Source organism: Vreelandella boliviensis LC1, from assembly GCF_000236035.1.
Taxonomy (GTDB): domain Bacteria; phylum Pseudomonadota; class Gammaproteobacteria; order Pseudomonadales; family Halomonadaceae; genus Vreelandella; species Vreelandella boliviensis.
The window spans coordinates 681700-701647 of record NZ_JH393257.1; the positions used below are offsets into that span (position 1 = coordinate 681700).

Genomic DNA, 19948 nt, shown 5'->3' on the forward strand with positions numbered 1-19948 from the left:
GCTGGGGCTGGCTGCCAGCCTGGGCGAGCAACGCCTGATGGCAGAATAAGGAGTTTTCTTTGAGCAAGTCCACCGTTAAAAAGATTCAAGCCATTCGTGGTATGAACGACCTACTGCCCAGCGATAGCCCGCGCTGGCAGTTTTTTGAAGCCAAAGTACGCCAGTTGATGCTGCGTTACGGCTTTAATGAAATTCGCACGCCTATCGTTGAGCAAACCGCGCTGTTTGCGCGCTCTATCGGTGAAGTCACCGATATCGTCGAAAAAGAGATGTATACCTTCGACGATCGCAACAGCGAGAGTTTGACCCTACGCCCTGAAGGCACCGCCAGCTGCGTGCGCGCGGCCATGGAGCACGGCCTGCTGTATAACCAAACCCAGCGGCTGTGGTACCAGGGGCCGATGTTTCGCTACGAGCGTCCGCAAAAAGGCCGCTACCGCCAGTTCCACCAGATTGGCGTCGAGACCTTCGGTTTTGATGGCCCGGATATCGACGCCGAGGTGATCCTGCTTTCAGCGCGCCTGTGGCAAGAACTAGGGCTAATGGAGCACGTTACCCTGGAACTTAACTCGCTGGGTTCATCTGAAGCGCGGGCGGCTTACCGAGATACGCTGGTGGCCTATTTTGAGCAGCACCATGATCTCCTTGATGAAGACTCCAAGCGCCGCTTAACCAGTAATCCGCTGCGTATTCTCGACTCCAAGAACCCAGCCATGGCTGAGATGCTCGATGCCGCGCCGCAGCTGATGGATCACCTGGATGCCGAGTCCCGGGAACACTTCGAGCAACTCACCACGATGCTTGAGGCCGCAGGCATTGCCTATGTGATCAATCCGCGCTTAGTGCGTGGGTTAGACTACTACTGCCGCACCGTCTTCGAGTGGACGACTACTGCCCTGGGCAGCCAGGGTACGGTCTGCGCAGGCGGGCGCTACGACGGTCTAGTCGAACAGCTGGGCGGCAAGCCGACCCCGGCGGTGGGTTTTGCTATGGGCATTGAGCGGCTGATTTTGCTGCTCGAAACCCTTGAGCTGATTCCCGATGATGCCCTCGGCGGTTGTGATGTTTATCTGCTGCCGATGGACGATAACGCCACAACGGCCGCCATCACCTTGGCCGAGCAACTGCGTGGAGAACTGCCGGAACTACGTCTGCAGCTTCATTGCGGCGGCGGCAGCTTTAAAAGCCGAATCAAAAAAGCCGACAAGAGCACTGCTTCGATGGCCATACTGATTGGTGAAGATGAAATCGCGGCGCAATCGGCGACGGTCAAATTTTTGCGCGATGGCCGTGAGCAGCAAAGCGTTCCTCAAGCCGCATTAGGCCGCACGCTGGGCGAGCTTTTAACGGCTAACGCATAAGCCCTGCAGGCTGCCTGCTTGCATGCGACGGTCTAAACAAACGACTTTAGAAGAAAGGAGCCCGCCCGTGGTGGAGCTGAGAAGCGAAGAAGAACAGCTAGACGCTGTCAAGCGCTGGTGGAAAGAGAACGGCATGTCGTTGATTGCAGGCGCTGTCTTGGCGGCGGCTGGGGTATTCGGCTGGAATGCCTGGCAGAACTATCAGCAAGGCCAAGCCGAAGCGGCCTCCATGCGCTATCAACAGCTGGTTAACATGACCGCTGGCAATGAGCTTGACGAAGAGCAACTAGCCAGCGCGCGGGAAATGGTCAGCGAACTGACCGACGAACATGGCAATACGCTCTACGCGGAACTCGCCCTACTGCTTGATGCACGCCTGGCTGTTCAGCAAGGTAATTTGGAAGGCGCACGCACCGCACTGGAAAACGCTGCCGACTCCTCGCGCCGCTATGTGCAGAGCCTGGCGTGGCTGCGTTTGGCCCGTGTTGAGCTCGCCGACGGCAATCCGACCCAGGCATTGACGCTGTTAGACAAGCCGATTAGCGATGCGCTAGCGGCCCAACGGGCCAACGTACGCGGCGATGCATTCTTCGCCCAAGGCGACACTCCGGCGGCCCGCGATGCATGGGAAACCGCCCTGGAACTGGCACAAACCCAAGACCAGCCGCTTTACGGCGTGCAGTTCAAGCTTGACGATCTCGGCGCTGAGGAGGCGACACAATGACTTTTGGTATCCCAACGAAACAACTAGTAAGAGCAAGCTTGGGCGCGCTGTCGCTAGCACTGCTAGTCGGTTGCGCGAGTAAAGGTGAGCCTGCTTATACCCCAAAAGAGCTGCGCAGTTTCAACGAAACATCCTCGCTAGAAACTCAGTGGCGACGTAACGTGGGTGGTGGCTTGGGCCATGCCCGTTACCCCATCGCACCTTCCCGTGAAGGTAACACTGTGTTCGCGGCAGATGTCGAAGGTGTGGTGATGGCGATGGATGCCAATAGCGGCGAGGTAGAGTGGAAAATCGACCTTGATACTACTCTTTCCAGCGCGTTAACGGCGATTGCCGGTCAGGTTTATCTGGCCACCGGTAACGGCGCAGTCATCTCTCTGGATCAGCGCGATGGTAGCGAGAACTGGCGCACGCGGGTATCCAGCGAAGTGCTCGCCGCGCCCCAGGCCAACCAACAACTGCTGGTCGTACAAAGTGTCGATGGCCGCGTTACTGCCTTGGATCGTGCCAGCGGTGAAGAGCGTTGGGTATACACCAGTTCGCAACCTTCACTCACCCTGCGCGGCACCGGTACGCCGATGGTCATTGATCCGGTTAGCTTTGTTGGCCTAGCCAACGGCCGTCTGGCAACGCTGGATAACCGCAGCGGCCAGCCGCTATGGGATATGCAGATTGCCACCCCGCGTGGGCGTAGCGAAGTGGATCGCTTGGTCGATCTTTCCGGCCAGCCGATCATCAGTCCCGATGGACGCCTGTTTGTGACCAGTTATAACGGCCGTGTGGTTGCGCTGGAAGCCACCCAAGGCGACGTGCTGTGGGAAGCGGATCTGTCCAGTCGCCATACCCCAATTCTGGTCGGCGACTTCCTGTTTGTGGTCACCGATGACAGCCAGATTGTCGCCCTCGACGCTAACAGCGGCCGCGAAATTTGGCGCAATGACGATTTAGAAGATCGTTGGCTGACGGCCCCGGCCTTCGCCGCTGGCCGCTTGGTTTTCGGTGATTTTGAAGGTTATCTTCACCTGATCGACGCTCGCGAAGGCGATATCGTGGGTCGCACTCGCGTGCACAGCTCGGGCATCAGCTTACGCCCGGTCACTGAAGGCAGCACCATTCATGTCCAGGCCAACAATGGTCGCCTGGAAACCCTGGAAGTCACTCCATGACACCCGTCATTGCTTTAGTCGGTCGCCCCAATGTGGGCAAATCGACGTTGTTTAACCGCCTAACGCGCTCGCGTGATGCACTGGTGGCCGATTTTCCTGGCCTCACCCGCGACCGCAAGTACGGCAATGGCATGCTGGGCGATAAAGTCTATACGGTGATCGATACCGGCGGTATTAGCGGTGACGAAGACGGCATTGACGCCGCCATGGCGGAGCAGTCACTCGCCGCCATTGATGAAGCCGATATTGTACTGTTTATGGTCGATGCCCGCGCTGGTCTTATCGCTGCTGACCAGGCGATTGCCAATCACCTACGGGTTAACCAGAAAAAAACCTGGCTGGTGGTGAATAAAACCGACGGGCTGGAAGAGCACTCGGCGATGGGCGATTTCTGGTCGTTGGGGCTAGGCGACCCCTGGCCGATTGCTGCCGCCCACGGGCGCAATGTGTCTACCCTGATCGACGTGGTACTTGAGCCGTTTCCCGAGCGCGATGCCAGCATCCCTGCGGATACCGGCAGCAAAGGCGTGCGCATCAGCGTGATTGGCCGCCCCAACGTGGGCAAATCGACCTTGGTCAATCGCCTGCTGGGCGAAGAACGCGTGGTGGTCTTTGATGAAGCGGGCACCACCCGCGATGCCATCGAAATTCCCTTCGAACGCCGCGGCAAGCCCTACGTACTGATCGATACCGCAGGCATCCGGCGGCGTAAGAATATCCGGGAAGTCACCGAGAAGTTCTCTATCATCAAAACCCTGGATGCGATCAAAGAGTCCCATGTCGTTATCATGGTGCTGGATGGCTCCAGCGGCTTGGTGGAGCAGGATCTGCATCTGCTCGACTACGTATTAACCACCGGTCGTGCGCTGGTGCTGGCGGTGAATAAGTGGGATGGCCTGGAGACCGAGGCCAAGGATAAGATGCGCACCGAGGTGAAGCGCCGCCTAGGCTTTGCCGATTACGCCGAGCTGCACTTTATCTCTGCCCTGCACGGCACGGCGGTGGGTGATCTCTACCCCTCGATTGATCGCGCCTTTGACGCCGCTAACGCCCACTGGTCGACCAACCGCCTAACCACCTTGCTCCAGGACGCGGTAAGCCAAAACCCACCGCCAATGGTACACGGGCGGCGCATTAAACTGCGCATGGCCCACCAGGGCGGCAGCAACCCGCCGATTATCGTCGTGCACGGCAACCAAACCGAGTCGCTACCCGAAGCCTACCGCCGCTACCTGACCAACACCTTCCGCAAGGTGCTAAAAGTACGCGGCACGCCGATACGCTTTGAGTTTCGCTCGGGCAGCAACCCGTTCGACGATATGGCAGGCGCCAGCGACAAAGAGAAGGCCAAAAAGCGCGAGCTTAACCGCACCAAAGAGGCGCGCAAAAGCCGTCGCTGATCGCTTTAGTAGCTTATCGCTATTTAAATTCGCCCGTTTGCACCGTCAAGCGGGCGTTTTGGTTCTAGCCTAAATAGGCGCCTGAACGCACAAATTCTCTTGACAGAACATGGCTTCAGCCCTCAAATAGCCGCGCTTATTAGACTGTACCTAACAAGTTAACATCAGCACCTTATACTCTGCATCGTTACCCCACTACTACGCCCTACTTAAGGGGAGTCTTATGCTTTATGCTCGCTACTGGCGATGGCTTACCATGCTTGGCGTTGCTAGCCTACTCACGGGTTGTCTCGCTCTGCCCCAAACCGGCTTGTTTGCGTTTCGTTTGGCAGTGACTTCCCTGGGGGTCGAGGATGTTCGTATTGGCCCTTACAGCATGAACGCGGGGTTAGACACCAGCGACTTAACCAGCCTGATTGCTTCCAGCCTTGGCGCCGGTAGCCTGCCTATTCAGGCCACCATTGCCATGGGGCTGGGCTTACCCGCAGGTATGCCCCCGGTGGAGATGTCAGGCTTTCGCTGGTCGTTGGATATGCCTGGTGTCGACCCTGTGCAGGGTAACTATGAGCAAGACGTCATGCTGACCTCCGGTGATGATGCCAATTTACGCCTGCCGGTTGCCTTTGATGTACTCGCCACTGATACCCAACGCATGGCCCCCATGCTGGAGCTTGCCAGCCAGTTGGCCTCCCAAGGCGAGCTACCGGCCGGCAGTCAACTGGCTATCACGCCAGGCGATCTGCGCGGTTTAGGCATGCGGCTTCCTGCAGGTTTGTTGACGCCCACCATTCGCCTAAACGTAGGCGCCGATGGGCAGTTAGTACCCCAGCGCTAAGGGTTTGTGACTAGGAGCTTGCAGCCAATCGTCTGCGGCCTAGCCTTGGTTCACAGGGGAGTGGTCAATTCAGCATCCATGCTCATCCTCTAGGTGGGTTATGATGGGGGATTGATTTACTGCTATCAGCGGTTATCTTGTGTGCAAGAAACTCTTTCGTCTATAAGGAAACCGACTCATGCGCTGGCTTCGCCTTCTCGCTGTAACCGCTTTATGTACGTCTATCGCCGCTTGTACCACCTCGCCCACCGGGCGCTCGCAACTGCTGCTGCTCTCTGATGGTGAACTCAATGAAATGGGCCGTCAGGCATTTTCTCAATATCAGCAGCAGCTTCCCACCGCTGGTCAAGCTAGTCAGCGCTATGTGCAGTGTATTGCCGATGCCATCGTGGCGGAACTCCCCGCAAAGCAGCAACAGTTAGACTGGCAAATCCGCGTGTTTGAATCCGAGCAGCCTAATGCCTTTGCTCTCCCCGGCGGCTATATGGGAGTGAATACCGGCATGCTGGATATTGCCACTACCCAAGACCAGCTTGCTTCCGTGATTGGCCACGAAATTGGTCACGTGTTGGCCAACCATGCCAATGAACGCGCCTCAACCGAGAGCGCCACCTCGTTAGGCCTGTCGGTTATTTCCAGTACTTCCGGCATGCAGTCCGCTGGTGGCCAGCAGTTGATGGGCGTACTCGGTATGGGCGCGCAGTACGGCATCGTACTGCCCTTCTCCCGGGCCCATGAGAGTGAAGCTGATGTGATTGGCCTAGAGCTAATGGCGCAAGCAGGTTTCGACCCGCGTGAAAGCGTGACGCTATGGGAAAACATGCAGGCAGCGACAGGCGGCGGTGCGCCCCCAGAGTGGATGTCGACTCACCCCGGCCAAGGCCAGCGCATTCAAGGCCTGCAAGGCAATATGGATCAAGCCCTGGCCCGCTATGAGCAGGCCCGCAATAGTGGACGTACGCCCAACTGCCCGCGTCCTTAACGGCTCTATGAGGTTTAGATGATTCGATTGGGATTACTGCTGCTGGTGCTGCCGCTATTTGTACTGATGGGCGTGTATTTCTGGGAGCTCAACGATGTCCGCGCTTGCCAGCTTGATGGCGGACATTGGGACTATATCGAGAGTGTCTGTAGAGACGCCCAGCAACCATTCGTCTCCTGGCTTGAGCGCTCGCCGCTGTTAGTCAATGGCGGCATGCTGCTCTCGGTGGTGGGGCTGGTGATGTGCACGGTGGGACTATACGTTAAGCGGGCTAAGTGAAGCATTTTAGCGGCATAAATAAAAGCGGGGGCGCATACACTATCCACCCCCGTTTTTTAGTAGCGTTAACTGGTGCAGCTATGAATAGTTAAGCGACTGGCGCAGCATTTCGCGCACAGGCGCGGTTTCGGGGCGTACATTGCGCCACAGAAAAAACGACTCGGCGGCCTGCTCTACCAGCATACCTAAGCCGTCAAGTAGCTTCGCACCACGAGGTCCGGCCCATTGTAAAAATACCGTCGGCTCGGCCCCGTACATCATGTCGTAGGCCCAGGCGTTGGTATTAAACAACGTATCAGGTAGCGGCGGTAAGTCGCCTGAAAGGCTTGCGCTGGTGCCGTTAATCACCACATCAAACGTACCATCAATAGTGTCAAAACCGCCGCCAGTGATAGGCCCCAGATCAGCAAAATCGCTGGCCAACTGCTCGGCTTTGGCTGCGGTGCGATTGACCACGACGAGTTCGCTGGGCTGCTCGGCAAGCAGGGGCTCCAGAATGCCGCGCACGGCACCACCGGCGCCTATCACCAAAATACGCTTTCCCGCCAACGCCACGCGGTGATAAGCCAAATCGCGCACTAGGCCAATGCCATCGGTAGTATCGCCGTAGGTACGGCCATTGCCGCCCAGAATCAGTGTATTCACCGCCCCTGCACGACGGGCGCGGTGGCTCAGGGTGTCGCACAACGCATAGGCATCGCCCTTGAACGGCACGGTAACATTGGCGCCACGCCCGCCCGCGTCGTTAAACGCCCGCCAGGCACCGGCGAAGCCATCCAGCGGTGCTTCTTCGGCGGTATACTCAAGCGCTTGCTGGGTTTGATGGGCAAACTCAGCGTGGATCTGCGGGGATTTGGAGTGCTTGATAGGGTTGCCAAACACGCAGTAACGATCGATCATGATGGCTCTCCGCAATATCTATGAACTGCATCCTCGGTGTATTCGCCGAGCCAGTCGCGGGGGTGTAAGAAATCCTGCAAACGCGCTTCGGCACTGCCGGGCTCGGGCTCAAAGGCGTACTCCCAGCGCGCCATTGGCGGCATCGACATCAAAATTGACTCCGTACGCCCGCCGCTCTGTAGCCCAAACAGCGTGCCACGATCCCACACCAAGTTGAATTCCACGTAGCGGCCACGGCGGTAGAGTTGAAAATCGCGCTCACGTTCCCCCCAGGCGTCATTTTTACGGCGCTCAACGATGGGTAAATAAGCCTCTAAGAAGCTGTCGCCCACCGCGCGCTGAACGGCAAAGCACTCGGCAAATTCGCCTTCGTTTAGGTCATCGAAAAACAACCCGCCTACGCCGCGGGTTTCTCCGCGGTGCTTGAGGTAGAAGTACTCGTCGCACCAGGCTTTATAGCGCGCATAAACGTCGTCGCCAAAGGGGGCGCAGGCGGCTTTTGCCACCCGGTGCCAGTGCACCACGTCTTCCAGCACGGGATAAAACGGCGTTAAGTCAAAGCCACCACCAAACCACCACACCGGCGGCTCACCGACTTTCTCGGCAATAAAGAAGCGCACATTGCCATGACTGGTGGGCACATGGGGGTTTTCCGGGTGTAGTACCCAGGAGACACCCACCGCGTGAAAGCTACGCCCGGTCAGTTCAGGACGCGCGGCGGTGGCCGAAGGCGGTAACTGGGTGCCATACACATGGGAGAAGTTGACGCCGCCTTTTTCAAACACGCCGCCATTGGTCATCACCCGTGATCGACCACCGCCGCCCTCTGCTCGCTCCCAGCTATCTTCTTGGAACTGTGCAGACCCATCGGCCTCCGCCAATCCAGCGCAGAGCCGATCCTGCAGATCAAGAAGGTAGCGTTTAACGTCATCAAGGTGCTCGTGGGCCACGGTAACTCCTGGGGGGCATTGGTGAGTAGGAATGGGTGAATAGTGAGTCGTAATCGGTGAATAGTGAATGGTGCGTTGAGCGGCTGCTAGGGGCGCATGATTTTACCGGTGGCTAAATCTCTGATGGTGCTGGGTTTGGCATTGCCGCCTAGCTCGCCTTGCACCACATGGGCCACTTCATCAGCAAAGATTTCAGTGATCTCGGCGGCACTCATCGCGGGCGGTTCGCCCGAACGGTTGGCCGAGGTGGATACCAGCGGGCCACCAAAGGCTTCACACAGGGCTTTCATCACCGGATGGTCGGTGACTCGTAGCGCTACCCGCTCGTGGGCGCCTCGCACCAGCCCATGGCTGCGGCCATAGTCAGGCACCAGCCAGGTATTAGGCCCCGGCCAGCTTGCCGCAAGGGGCGCATGCATCGCGAGTGGAAGCTGGCTCAACCAGGGTTGGAACTGCTCGATATTTGCGGCGACAAGGATGACCCCCTTGGCGGGGTCGCGCTCTTTCATACGCATTAGCTGGGCTAAGGCTGCATCGTTTTCGGGGTCGCAGCTAAGCCCCCAAACCGCTTCGGTGGGGCAGGCAATCACTCCCCCACTACGCAGCGCGCTAATCGCAGGGGCTAGATCGGTCGCCAAACTCATGGTCTCTCCTCACGGCTAACAGGCCTTTAAGGGTTTTATCCTATCATGGCCGCGGCAACCGCACCCAGCCTCCCGCTTGCTGGCTTACCCAGCCCTCCAACTCAAGCATCAGCAGCCGCTGCTGGCAGTCGCTGACCGATGTGCCAGTAGACGCTACCAGCGTGTCGATAGGCGTTGGCGTGGCCGATAGAGACGTTAATAATGAATCGGGTAAGCTTTCAGGCAATGGCTCTTCTTTGGTCGATTTTTCTGCCGTCTCCCATAAGGGTTGCTGAATAGCGGCGTCGGGCGGGATAAACGCCTCCGCCCAGTGGCCGAGATCAGTAATGATGTCGTCGACGCTGCAGGCCAGATGAGTACTGCCCTGACGCAATAGTGCCAAGCAGCCGCGGGCCTGGACGTTGTGCAGCGAACCGGGCAGCACAAACAGCTCACGATTTTGTTCCAAGGTGAGCCGTGCACTGACCAGCGAGCCGCTTTTTTCGGTTGCTTCGACCACTAGCGTGCCGAGCGAGAGGCCAGTTACGATTCTATTACGGCGCGGAAAAAATGCCGGACGAGCCCGCGTACCAGGAGGATGCTCGGACAACAGCAGCCCGCCGGGCAGGCGACCAAGCTGGTCATAGAGATCACGATTCGAGGCGGGATAGATCACATCCACGCCGCAGCCAAGGACTCCGATCGTGCGGCCTTTCGCATTCAGGGCTGCACGCTGGGCAACGCCATCAACCCCTAACGCCATACCACTGACCACACACCAGCCGCGGTAGGCGAGATCCCGGGCAAAGGTTTGGGCGTTATGGGTGCCTTCGCCGGTGGGGCGACGAGTACCTACCATGGCAAGCTTGGGGCCTTCCAGGGCGCCAAGATCGCCCTGGGCCCAGAGCACTACGGGCGGATCGGGCAATTCATTTAGCAGTGCAGGCCAAGCGGGGTGGTCGCGATGCAATACGTGGCGACTTGGGCCACTTTGCTGCCACGCCTGGGTTTCATCAATCACCTTTTGCAACGGGCTGCGGGTGGGATGTTCAAGCCACAGGCGCAACTCGCTGGCTGCACGGCTCGGTAGTGCTGCCAGCCAGCCTTCTGGCCACTGCGGCTGACGGGCTAATAGTTGCGCGATACGCAGCGCCCCCATACTCGGCAACGCATTGATCACCAGCCACGCCTGGGCATCCATACTACCTCCTTGTAAACGCGTTTTTTTTGCCACCCGCTAATTAGCCGATGACTCAACTCGATCGCCCACTTCTAGCACCCGCGACGCCTGCATCACCAAGGCATAGCTGACCTGATCATAGGGCTTAAACACCATCACGGCTCCCGCTTCCGAGCCGGGCAGTTGAACCAGTTCCTGGGTGCGTGGGTCATTGATCAGTTCACCCTGTTGATTGACTCGCAGTACATGCCCCGCCTGCAAGCCATCCAGGGTGCCGATATCCAGCGTAACGATCTGCAAGCGGCCAATAAAGCGCACGCCACCTGGAACAGCAATAATATGACCTTCGACGGCATTGAGCGGCGTGCGGGGGATAAATTCACTGCCCAGTTCGCGCTCCTCCAGCGGTAAAATAATATCGTTCGTGCGCACTTCCTGGTGAGAGCTAACGACTTCAAGCTGCGCAATATCCCCTTCACTACTGATATGGCGGGCGACACCCACGTTAATCAACTCTAAGCCAAGTGGCGTGCCATCCAATGCTAGGTAGGGGTCCGACTGCCGATAGATGCCCAACTGGCCATGGCGCGGCACATCGCCACGCACGTATAACCGGTCCCCTGCACCACTGATCAGGCGGCGATCATCTCCCGCCACTACATAAGCCAGTTCCTGCAACGCCTCGGCATCATTCACAACACGGTGCTCACGCAGAAAGGCCCGCGCTTCCTCCAAGGCGATTGGCTCGATCGCTTCACGATGGGGAAAGGTACGTACCTGCGGCGAGAGTTTGACCACCTTCTGATCACGCTCCCAACCAGCGGCATCAATGCTCAACAGCATAACGGCCGACAGCAGTAGTGCGCTAAAACCTCCGCGATAGACGTGTTGTCTCGCTGGCATACGGCTCTCCCCAGTAGGATGAATAACTGCGATGTTGAGCGTCATGAATGCGGGCTATGTGTATCGGGCGCAGATGCCCAGAAACATTGACAGCATGGTATAGTGATCCATCATAAAGTACCTAAGCTAGAAGACGCCCGTCACTGCCTAGCTTGACTTAATTCAGACTCAGCATAACGGTGATTGTAACGCCATGGCCAAACTTCCTATTCTTGAATTCCCCGATGAGCGCCTGCGCACCAAGGCTGCCGCGGTGGAAACCGTCGATGATGAGGTACGCAAGCTCGTCGACGATATGCTGGAGACCATGTATGACGCCCGTGGTATCGGTCTAGCCGCGACCCAGATCGATGTCCATCGCCGTGTCGTCGTCATGGATGTCAGCGACGATAACTCCCAGCCGCTGGTGCTCATCAACCCGCGCTATATCCCGATTGGCGACGAGAAAGAGCCACTTTCGGAAGGCTGTCTGTCGATTCCCGAGTACTACGCCGAAGTGCCGCGCTTTCTTAAAGTGCAGCTTAATGCGCTGGACCGCAATGGCGAGGCCTACGAGTTGGAGGCAGAGGGTCTGCTGGCGCACTGTATTCAGCACGAGTACGACCATCTTGAAGGCGTACTCTTTGTAGACTACCTGTCTCCGCTGAAGCGTAACCGTATCCTCAAGAAGATGCAGAAACGCCATAAGCAGATCCAAGACGCCTAAACCTTTTTCCTACTTACATTTCAGATACGTCAGGTAGCCCTCTCTCTATGTCAAGATTGCGCGTTGTTTTTGCCGGCACGCCTGAATTCGCCGCCTCTAGCCTGGCAGCGCTGCTGGAAAGCCAGCACGAGGTGGTTGCGGTATATACCCAACCCGACCGCCCCGCTGGTCGCGGCCGTAAGCTAACGCCCAGCCCTGTCAAACAGCTGGCCTTGGAGCACGGTCTGCCTGTCTATCAGCCCCAGACGCTAAAAGAGCCCGCTGCTCAAGCCGAGCTAGCTGCGCTCAATGCCGACATTATGGTCGTTGTTGCCTATGGGCTGCTGCTTCCCCAGGCCGTGTTGGATATACCGCGTCTCGGCTGCGTTAACGTTCACGCTTCGCTGCTGCCCCGTTGGCGCGGCGCTGCCCCCATACAACGGGCGATCGAAGCGGGCGACAGCGTATCGGGTGTGACCATCATGCAGATGGATGCTGGCCTGGATACCGGCGCGATGCTTACGGAAGTGCGCACACCGATTACACCGAGCACCACCGGCGGCGATTTGCATGACCGCCTCGCCATTCAAGGCGCCAATGCCCTGATCAACACGCTGGACGCGCTGGCCACAGGTTCTGCTCATGCCACGCCTCAGCCTGAAGCGGGCGTCACCTATGCCGCCAAACTCAGCAAAGCGGAAGCCGAGCTCGATTTTGACCAGCCAGCGCATCAGCTAGCCAGCAAAGTTCGCGCCTTTAACCCCTGGCCGGTGGCCTGGTGCGCGCTGGGGGATGATCGCCTACGTTTGCTAATGGCAAATGTAGAGGAAGGCGAGCATCCGCCCTGCGATCCTGGCACGCTACTTGACCACGGCGACGATCACCTGCGCATTGCCTGCGGCACCGATGGCCGCGACGTGTTGTGCGTGACTAGCGCGCAACTGCCCGGCGGTAAAGCGATGGCCGTGCGTGACTTACTGAATGCGCGCCACGCGCGCCTGGCTACCGGCACACGCCTTGGTGCTCATCTTGGCACTCGTCTTGATAAACCAGCGGCTCAGGCCAGCGAAGGAGAAACACCATGAGCCAAAAGCGCTCCCCTCAAAGCGGCGGCAGTGGCCAGGAAGTACGCGCCGCTGCAGCCCGCGCGCTGGCCCCGGTACTCAGCGATCAAGGCTCACTGGCTGGGCTGGATGAGCACAGCGTGGTTGCCCGCGACCGCGGGCTACTAAAAGAGCTCTGCTTCGGTACCTGCCGCCGCTTACCGCGTCTGGAAGCGTTAGCGGGCTTGTTGCTTAAGCAACCATTTAAAAAGCGCGACAGCGATGTTCAGGCACTGTTGCTGCTGGGTATTTATCAGCTGTTGTACATGCGCATCCCTGCCCACGCGGCGGTAGGTGAAACCGCTGGCGCTGCGCGCTTACTAAATAAAGAGTGGGCCACCCGCGTCTTAAATGGTTGCTTGCGCCGTCTACAGCGCGAATCCGAGGCGCTCCAGGCTGAGGTAGACCGGGACGAGAGCGTTGCCCTAGAGCATCCGCCCTGGCTACTTAACGCCTTGCGTCAGGCGTGGCCAGAACAGTGGCGCGATATTATGGATGCCAACAATCAATCAGGCCCTATGACATTAAGGGTGAACCAGCACCACAACGACCGCGAAGTCTATTTGGGTATGCTCACCGAAAAGGGCTTGAGCGGACACTTATGCCCCCATGCCCCAGATGCTATTACGCTGGAAACGCCCTGCGATGTGACTGCGCTGCCCGGCTTTGAAGAGGGGCATGTTAGCGTTCAGGATGAAGCCGCCCAGCTCTCGGCGGCACTACTTGGCCCCTCACTAGCGCCACGACCTGGTGCTCGCGTACTCGATGCCTGCTGTGCGCCAGGCGGTAAAACGGCCCATTTGCTGGAGCAGTTTGATATTGCCCTAACGGCTATCGATAGCGATAACCAGCGCTTAGCGCGGGTGGAGGATACGCTCAGCCGTCTAGGTGTTGAGGCGGTGCTTGAACACGCCGATGCGACCGAGCGCGACTGGTGGAGCGGCACGCCGTTTGATGCCATTCTGCTCGACGCCCCTTGCTCTGGCACCGGGGTTATTCGCCGTCATCCGGATATCAAAAAGCTGCGCCGCAAAGACGATATCCGACCGCTGGCCAAGCTTCAACGCCAGTTATTAGATAATCTTTGGCCCATGCTGCGTGAAGGCGGCACATTGCTGTATGCCACCTGCTCGGTTCTACCTGAAGAGAACAGTGAGCAGATTGAGGCGTTTCTCGCCCGCACCCCTGATGCCCATGTCACTACGCCTAACGACGTTGCCTGGGGCATTGCCAGCGGCGCGGGTCGCCAGCTGTTTCCAGCCCAGAACAGTCACGATGGCTTTTTTTATGCCAGACTAGAGAAACGTACTGCCTAAGCGTTGCTTGAAGGTAGACGTTACCTGATACCGGGTAGTGAATTTATGACAAGGAAGGAGACACTATGAGTCATCACACCTACAAGCATGTAGAACTGACCGGATCTTCAGAGAAAGGTATTGAAGAAGCGGTTCAGAACGCTCTGGCCAAGGCCTCAGAAACTATTCAGCACATGCGCTGGCTGGAAGTGATCGACACCCGTGGCCATATTGAAGATGGTCAAGTGGCCCACTGGCAGGTCACGGTTAAAGTTGGCTTTACGCTGGAGTAATCCTCACCTGCTTTTCGGCGGCGGCTGGTTTACACTGGCTGCCGTCTTTATTGCAGCGCATGATAGATGTTCTGAACGAAAACTTTCATATTGAACGTCAGGACTGAGCCCTAAGATCGCCTCTGGGTCTTAACGATATCGCGCGCTGGCGCTTTTAATGGAACCGATGCTCAGCAATGAAAATCATCATTCTCGGCGCCGGCCAGGTCGGCGGCACACTGGCAGAACACCTCGCCCGCGAGGAAAACGACATTACCGTCGTTGATACTGACGCCAAAAAACTGCGCGACCTGCACACCAAACTCGATATTCGCACCGTCACTGGGGCGGGTTCTTACCCGATTGTGCTGCGCCAGGCAGGCTGCGAAGACGCCGATATGTTGATCGCCGTCACCAATAGCGACGAGATCAACATGATCGCCTGCCAGGTCGCCCATACACTTTTTCGCACCCCGACCAAGATTGCCCGGGTACGCGCCACAGCGTACTTAACCCGTAAAGGGCTGTTTGCCCACGAAGCGATCCCCATTGATGTATTGATCAGCCCCGAGCAGGTGGTCACCGACCACGTGCGTCGTCTGATTGAACACCCCGGCGCCCTGCAGGTGCTGGAGTTTGCTGGTGGTTTGGTACAGTTGGTGGCGGTGAAAGCGTTTTATGGCGGCCCGCTGGTAGGCCAGGATTTGGCCTTTCTGCGCCGCCATATGCCCAACGTGGACACCCGCGTGGCGGCGATTTACCGTCGCAGTCGACCGATTATTCCCCGCGGCGATACGGTGGTAGAAGCCGATGATGAGGTGTTCTTCCTCGCCGCACGCCGTGATATTCGTGCGGTAATGAGCGAGCTGCGGCGGGTCGAGCGGGATTTCCGCCGGGTGGTGATTGCCGGAGGCGGCAACATCGGCGAGCGACTGGCGGAGCATTTGGAGCACAGCCATCAGGTTAAGATTATCGAGCACAGCCTGGAGCGCTGCACCACGTTGTCTGAACGGCTGGATCGCACCGTGGTGCTCCACGGCAGTGCCACCAGCAAGCGTTTGCTGGAAGAGGAGAATATCGAAGAGTGCGATATCTTCTGTGCGCTGACCAACGACGACGAGGTCAATATCATGTCGTCGCTGCTCGCCAAGCGCTTAGGCGCCAAGAAGGTGCTGACACTGATCAACAACGCCGCTTATGTGGATTTAGTGCAGGGGGGCGAGATCGATATCGCCATTTCTCCCCAGCAGGCGACTATCGGCAGCCTACTTACCCACGTGCGCCGCGGCGACATCGTCAACGTCCACTCGCTGCGTCGGGGGGCGGCTGAGGCCATTGAGGCCATCGCCCACGGCGACAAACAATCGTCTAAAGTGGTGGGCCGCACAATTCGCGAGATCGACCTGCCCGATGGCACCACCATCGGCGCGATTGTGCGCGGCAAAGAGGTCATCATCGCCCATGGCGATGTGAGGGTAGAGAGCGGCGACCACGTGATTCTGTTTGTCATCGACAAGCGCCGCATACGCGATGTGGAGCGCCTGTTCCAAGTTGGTTTAACGTTCTTTTGATAACCCTCGAATCACTGCCACTGGCGGCTAATAACAGGAGCATGCGACAACCATGAGTCTGCGGGTTATTTTGCGCATTTTGGGGCTGCTGCTGATCCTCTTCAGCCTTACCATGCTCCCCCCAACGCTGATTTCACTGTGGTTTCGCGACGGCGTGTGGAATGCCTTTATTAGCGGCATAGCGATTTCAGTGGCGACTGGATTACTGCTTTACCTGCCCAATCGTCGCTCGCAAAAAGAGCTCCGCATCCGCGACGGTTTTATTATCGCCGCGATGTTCTGGACGGTGCTGGCACTGTTCGGCTCCCTCCCGCTGATGCTGTTCGGCGAAGGCTCGCTGGGCATCACCGATGCAGTCTTTGAGTCGTTTTCAGGCTTGACCACCACCGGCGCCACCGTGATTACCGGCATCGATTTTTTACCCGAATCGATTCTTTACTATCGTCAGCAGCTCCAGTGGCTGGGCGGTATGGGTATCGTCGTTTTGGCGGTTGCCATTTTGCCGACCCTAGGGGTGGGGGGGATGGCGCTTTACCGTACCGAGATACCGGGGCCGCTGAAAGACTCCAAACTCACCCCACGTATTACCGAGACCGCCAAAGCGCTGTGGTATATCTACGCCACCCTCACCCTGGCCTGCATGATTGCCTATATGCTCGCGGGGATGGACTGGTTCGATGCCTTAAGTCATAGCTTTTCCACCGTCGCCCTGGGTGGCTTTTCTACCTACGACGCCAGCATTGGTTTCTTTGATAGCGCCACGATTGAACTGATCTGTGTCTCCTTCATGCTAATCTCCGCCTTCAGCTTTAGTTTGCACTTTATTGCCTGGCGCGAAAAAAGCCTGATGCACTATTTCCAAGATCCCGAAGCGCGCTTTTTGATGATTTTTTTGCTCGCGCTGGCGGTGGTCACCGTACTGTCGCTCTGGCTGACAGACACCTATGACACCGTGCGCGGTCTGCGCCACGGGGTTTTTCAGGTCGTTTCTGTTGCCACTACCGCGGGGTTTAGTGTCGCTGACTTCTCCATGTGGCCAGGAGCCCTGCCCTTTCTGCTGTTTGTGGCAGCCTTCGTGGGGGGCTGCTCTGGCTCTACCGGCGGTGGTATGAAGGTGATACGGATTATTTTGATCATCAAACAGGGCATGCGCGAAATTATGCGCCTGATCCACCCCAACGCGGTGATTGCGGTCAAAGTGGGCAAGGTCAGCGTTCCCGACAGCATTGCCCAGGCGGTATGGGGATTCTTTTCGGTGTACGTACTGCTGTTTTTTTTAATGCTGGTGGGGGTAATGGCGACCGGGGTTGATCAGGTCACCGCCTGGTCGACGGTAGGGTCAGCGCTTAACAACCTCGGCCCTGCGCTGGGTGAATCCCACACTCACTATGGCGACATGCCCAGCCTGGCGAAATGGATATTGGTCATGGCCATGCTGCTCGGCCGCCTGGAAATTTTTACGGTACTGGTGCTGTTTACCCCCGCCTTCTGGCGGCGCTAAGTCCTTAACGACAGTCCTTAACGACAGTCCTTAACGACAGTCCTGAACGACAGTCCTTAACATCGGTCATTCACATAAACACTTCACACCAGTCCCACTTATAGATTTTGAGAGCTGTTAATGAACCACGACGATACGTCTCACCAAGAAACATCTCATGAAGACACGTCTCATGAAAAAACGGGGCCATTGGCGGCAACGCCCACCGCGTTTCCAGCCACTAGCGGGCCGCTAAAAACGATCACTGTCGGCGATACACGCTACACGCTGCTGGGCACGGCCCATGTATCGGCGGAAAGTGCCGACGACGTGCGCAGGCTGATGGACAGCGGTGCCTTTGATGCGGTGGCCATTGAGTTATGTGACGCCCGCCACCACAGCATGTCCAATCCCGATGCCATGGGCGAGCAGGATCTGTTTCAAGTCTTTAAAGAAGGCAAAGCAGGCATGGTCGCCGCGAGCCTGGCACTGGGCGCGTTTCAGCAGCGGATTGCCGATCAATCCGGCATTCAGCCTGGGGCGGAAATGCGTGCGGCGGTTGAGGAAGCTAGCCGTCTCCAGCTCCCTCTACTACTGGTCGACCGGGATGTAGGCGTGACGCTGAAACGCATTTACCGCAATGTGCCCTGGTGGCAGCGCTTCTCGTTGTTTTCCGGCCTGATTGGCAGCGTGCTCTCCCGCCAGGATGTCTCTAAGGAAGATATCGAAAAGCTCAAAGAAGGCGATATGCTGGAAGCCACCTTCAGCGAGTTTGCCGCTGAATCGGAAGCGTTGTATACCCCGCTGATACGCGAGCGCGACCGCTATATGGCGCTACGCTTGGCCGAAGACGCGCCGCCGGGGCGCTACCAGAATGTATTAGTGGTGCTTGGTGCTGGCCACCTCAAAGGCACCGGCGAACACCTTGAGACCCCACTGCCCGCCGACCCCAAAGTGGAGCGTGAATCGCTGGAAGCCACCCCGCCGCCGTCCAAACTTTGGAAAGCGCTGCCGTGGCTAATTACCGTTTTAGTGCTTACCGGCTTTGCGATTGGTTTTTCGCGCAACACCGACCTTGGCTGGCAACTGGTGCTTGAGTGGTTCTTGATTAACGGCATACTCTCTGGCGGTGCGACGATTATCGCCATGGCGCACCCGGTGACCGTGATTGCCACCTTCTTTGCCGCTCCGCTAACTTCACTGAACCCCACCATCGGTGCTGGCTTCGTAGCCGCCGGGGTTGAGCTCTTTATGCGCAAACCCAAAGTGCGCGATTTTTCATCGCTGCGCCACGATGTCACCCAGCTGAAAGGGTGGTGGAAAAACCGCGTATCGCGCACCCTGCTGGTGTTTATTCTCGCCACGCTAGGCTCCGCTGTGGGCACCTGGGTGGCCGGATTCAGAATCGCCGGTGCACTGTTTGGCGGCTAGGCGCCGCATCGCCGCAGTAGGCGGGTCGATTTTGTGATGCAATCGACTCGCCGCGTAGCTATCGTTAAACACCTCAAAGTAGTCATCCAGCACGGCAGCAGCGGTGGTATCCCCGCCCTGACGCAGCAGTTCGATAGCCACTTCCGCTGTACATAAGTGCGCTTTTGACGCCGGTTTGCGCAGCCGGTAGCGCGTCTCGCGCTCGGTTCTCAATGGCAGCACGGGTAAAGCATCTAGATAGGCGCTTTTACGAAACATGCGCCGCGCCTGGCGCCAAGTGCCATCCAGAATGATAAACACCGGAATACGCGCCTGCGCTTTCGCCGCGTGCACTGCTTCTATACCGACCACCCGATCCGCATAGTCGGGCTGATCGTCCGGGAAAATCACAAAGGGCGCATAACGCGGGTCTTTTAGCAGCGCGGCTAACTGGGCATCCGGCGCCACGCGGTACCAGGTAAATACCTGGGTCGTGGTGATCACATCGCCAATCAAACGTCCGGTATTGGTCGGCTTAAAGTGCTCCAACGGGTGGGTCAACAGCCATACCTGGGCATGGCTCTCCGCCTTCACCTGATAGGGGCATAGGCAGTTCAGTACGGGTAGCTGGCAGTTATCACAGCGCGTTACAAAACTGCCCCGCGCTTTAAACTCGCGGCGTGGCGGACGCGAATGTTCACTGGTTAGACTGTCTCCAGAACCAACAACAGAACGATCATTCACAGAGCTTTTATCAACAGGGCTTTTATCAACAGGGCTATCAAAAGCTGACATCCGCGCTCCAGAAGAGGGAAACAACTAACAACGA

20 protein-coding genes are annotated in these 19948 nt (G+C 57.8%); 14 read left to right on the forward strand and 6 right to left on the reverse strand.

Annotation, left to right across the window (positions count from 1 at the left end; genetic code table 11):
* The first annotated feature begins 59 nt into the window (after positions 1-59).
* From hisS to KUC_RS02940, 7 genes are all read left to right on the forward strand, one after another.
* A complete protein-coding gene (gene hisS, locus KUC_RS02910) occupies positions 60-1361 on the forward strand; it encodes a histidine--tRNA ligase (protein ID WP_007111598.1) in 1302 nt (433 codons plus the stop codon).
* A 67-nt stretch (positions 1362-1428) separates the two neighbouring features.
* On the forward strand, positions 1429-2085 hold the full coding sequence (locus KUC_RS02915; protein WP_040479370.1) for a YfgM family protein: 657 nt from the start codon (positions 1429-1431) through the stop codon (positions 2083-2085).
* On the forward strand, positions 2082-3251 hold the full coding sequence (gene bamB / locus KUC_RS02920) for an outer membrane protein assembly factor BamB (protein ID WP_040479374.1): 1170 nt from the start codon (positions 2082-2084) through the stop codon (positions 3249-3251). The genes KUC_RS02915 and bamB overlap by 4 nt, the downstream gene beginning before the upstream one ends.
* The gene (gene der / locus KUC_RS02925; protein ID WP_007111601.1) at positions 3248-4651 is read left to right on the forward strand and encodes a ribosome biogenesis GTPase Der; all 1404 of its coding nucleotides are present in this window, start codon (positions 3248-3250) and stop codon (positions 4649-4651) included. Before bamB ends, der begins: the two co-directional genes overlap by 4 nt.
* A 223-nt stretch (positions 4652-4874) precedes the next feature.
* Positions 4875-5486, forward strand: a complete 612-nt coding sequence (locus KUC_RS02930; RefSeq protein ID WP_007111602.1) for a hypothetical protein — start codon at positions 4875-4877, stop codon at positions 5484-5486.
* A gap of 178 nt (positions 5487-5664) precedes the next feature.
* The gene (locus KUC_RS02935; RefSeq protein ID WP_007111603.1) at positions 5665-6468 is read left to right on the forward strand and encodes a M48 family metallopeptidase; all 804 of its coding nucleotides are present in this window, start codon (positions 5665-5667) and stop codon (positions 6466-6468) included.
* Positions 6469-6486: 18 nt separating this feature from the next.
* Positions 6487-6747 (forward strand): hypothetical protein, encoded by a 261-nt coding sequence (locus KUC_RS02940; RefSeq protein ID WP_007111604.1) that lies wholly within the window; start codon positions 6487-6489, stop codon positions 6745-6747.
* Positions 6748-6825: 78 nt separating this feature from the next.
* Here the strand turns inward: KUC_RS02940 and aroE are convergent, their stop codons facing one another.
* From aroE to KUC_RS02965, 5 genes are all read right to left on the reverse strand, one after another.
* Complete coding sequence (gene aroE, locus KUC_RS02945) at positions 6826-7647, reverse strand: shikimate dehydrogenase (protein ID WP_007111605.1); 822 nt, start codon at positions 7645-7647, stop codon at positions 6826-6828.
* Complete coding sequence (hemF, locus tag KUC_RS02950; RefSeq protein WP_007111606.1) at positions 7644-8597, reverse strand: oxygen-dependent coproporphyrinogen oxidase; 954 nt, start codon at positions 8595-8597, stop codon at positions 7644-7646. The genes aroE and hemF overlap by 4 nt, the downstream gene beginning before the upstream one ends.
* Positions 8598-8683: 86 nt before the next feature.
* Positions 8684-9241, reverse strand: coding sequence for an L-threonylcarbamoyladenylate synthase type 1 TsaC (gene tsaC, locus KUC_RS02955; RefSeq protein ID WP_007111607.1), 558 nt, complete (start codon positions 9239-9241; stop codon positions 8684-8686).
* A 43-nt stretch (positions 9242-9284) separates the two neighbouring features.
* Entirely contained in the window at positions 9285-10421 is a 1137-nt protein-coding gene (dprA, locus tag KUC_RS02960) for a DNA-processing protein DprA (RefSeq protein WP_007111608.1), read from the reverse strand.
* A 36-nt stretch (positions 10422-10457) separates the two neighbouring features.
* Positions 10458-11303, reverse strand: a complete 846-nt coding sequence (locus KUC_RS02965) for a hypothetical protein (RefSeq protein ID WP_040479378.1) — start codon at positions 11301-11303, stop codon at positions 10458-10460.
* A 193-nt stretch (positions 11304-11496) separates the two neighbouring features.
* Between KUC_RS02965 and def the strand changes: the two genes are divergently transcribed.
* The 7 genes from def (at position 11497) to KUC_RS03000 (ending at position 19140) form a co-directional block, all read left to right on the forward strand.
* Entirely contained in the window at positions 11497-12009 is a 513-nt protein-coding gene (gene def / locus KUC_RS02970) for a peptide deformylase (protein WP_007111610.1), read from the forward strand.
* Positions 12010-12056: 47 nt separating this feature from the next.
* Positions 12057-13073, forward strand: coding sequence for a methionyl-tRNA formyltransferase (gene fmt / locus KUC_RS02975; RefSeq protein ID WP_007111611.1), 1017 nt, complete (start codon positions 12057-12059; stop codon positions 13071-13073).
* Positions 13070-14407, forward strand: coding sequence for a 16S rRNA (cytosine(967)-C(5))-methyltransferase RsmB (gene rsmB, locus KUC_RS02980; protein ID WP_007111612.1), 1338 nt, complete (start codon positions 13070-13072; stop codon positions 14405-14407). Before fmt ends, rsmB begins: the two co-directional genes overlap by 4 nt.
* 65 nt (positions 14408-14472) lie before the next feature.
* Positions 14473-14679: a dodecin gene (locus KUC_RS02985; protein WP_007111613.1), complete on the forward strand. Its 207-nt coding sequence runs from the start codon at positions 14473-14475 to the stop codon at positions 14677-14679.
* Positions 14680-14855: 176 nt separating this feature from the next.
* Positions 14856-16229, forward strand: coding sequence for a Trk system potassium transporter TrkA (trkA, locus tag KUC_RS02990; protein ID WP_007111614.1), 1374 nt, complete (start codon positions 14856-14858; stop codon positions 16227-16229).
* A gap of 52 nt (positions 16230-16281) precedes the next feature.
* Positions 16282-17730, forward strand: coding sequence for a TrkH family potassium uptake protein (locus tag KUC_RS02995; RefSeq protein ID WP_007111615.1), 1449 nt, complete (start codon positions 16282-16284; stop codon positions 17728-17730).
* Between the two features lie 120 nt (positions 17731-17850).
* Positions 17851-19140 carry a TraB/GumN family protein gene (locus KUC_RS03000; protein ID WP_007111616.1) on the forward strand — a complete coding sequence of 430 codons (1290 nt, stop codon included), beginning with the start codon at positions 17851-17853 and terminating at the stop codon, positions 19138-19140.
* Here the strand turns inward: KUC_RS03000 and KUC_RS03005 are convergent.
* Positions 19075-19914 (reverse strand): tRNA-uridine aminocarboxypropyltransferase, encoded by an 840-nt coding sequence (locus KUC_RS03005; RefSeq protein WP_083825738.1) that lies wholly within the window; start codon positions 19912-19914, stop codon positions 19075-19077. The genes KUC_RS03000 and KUC_RS03005 overlap by 66 nt on opposite strands.
* Between the last annotated feature and the right edge of the window lie 34 nt (positions 19915-19948).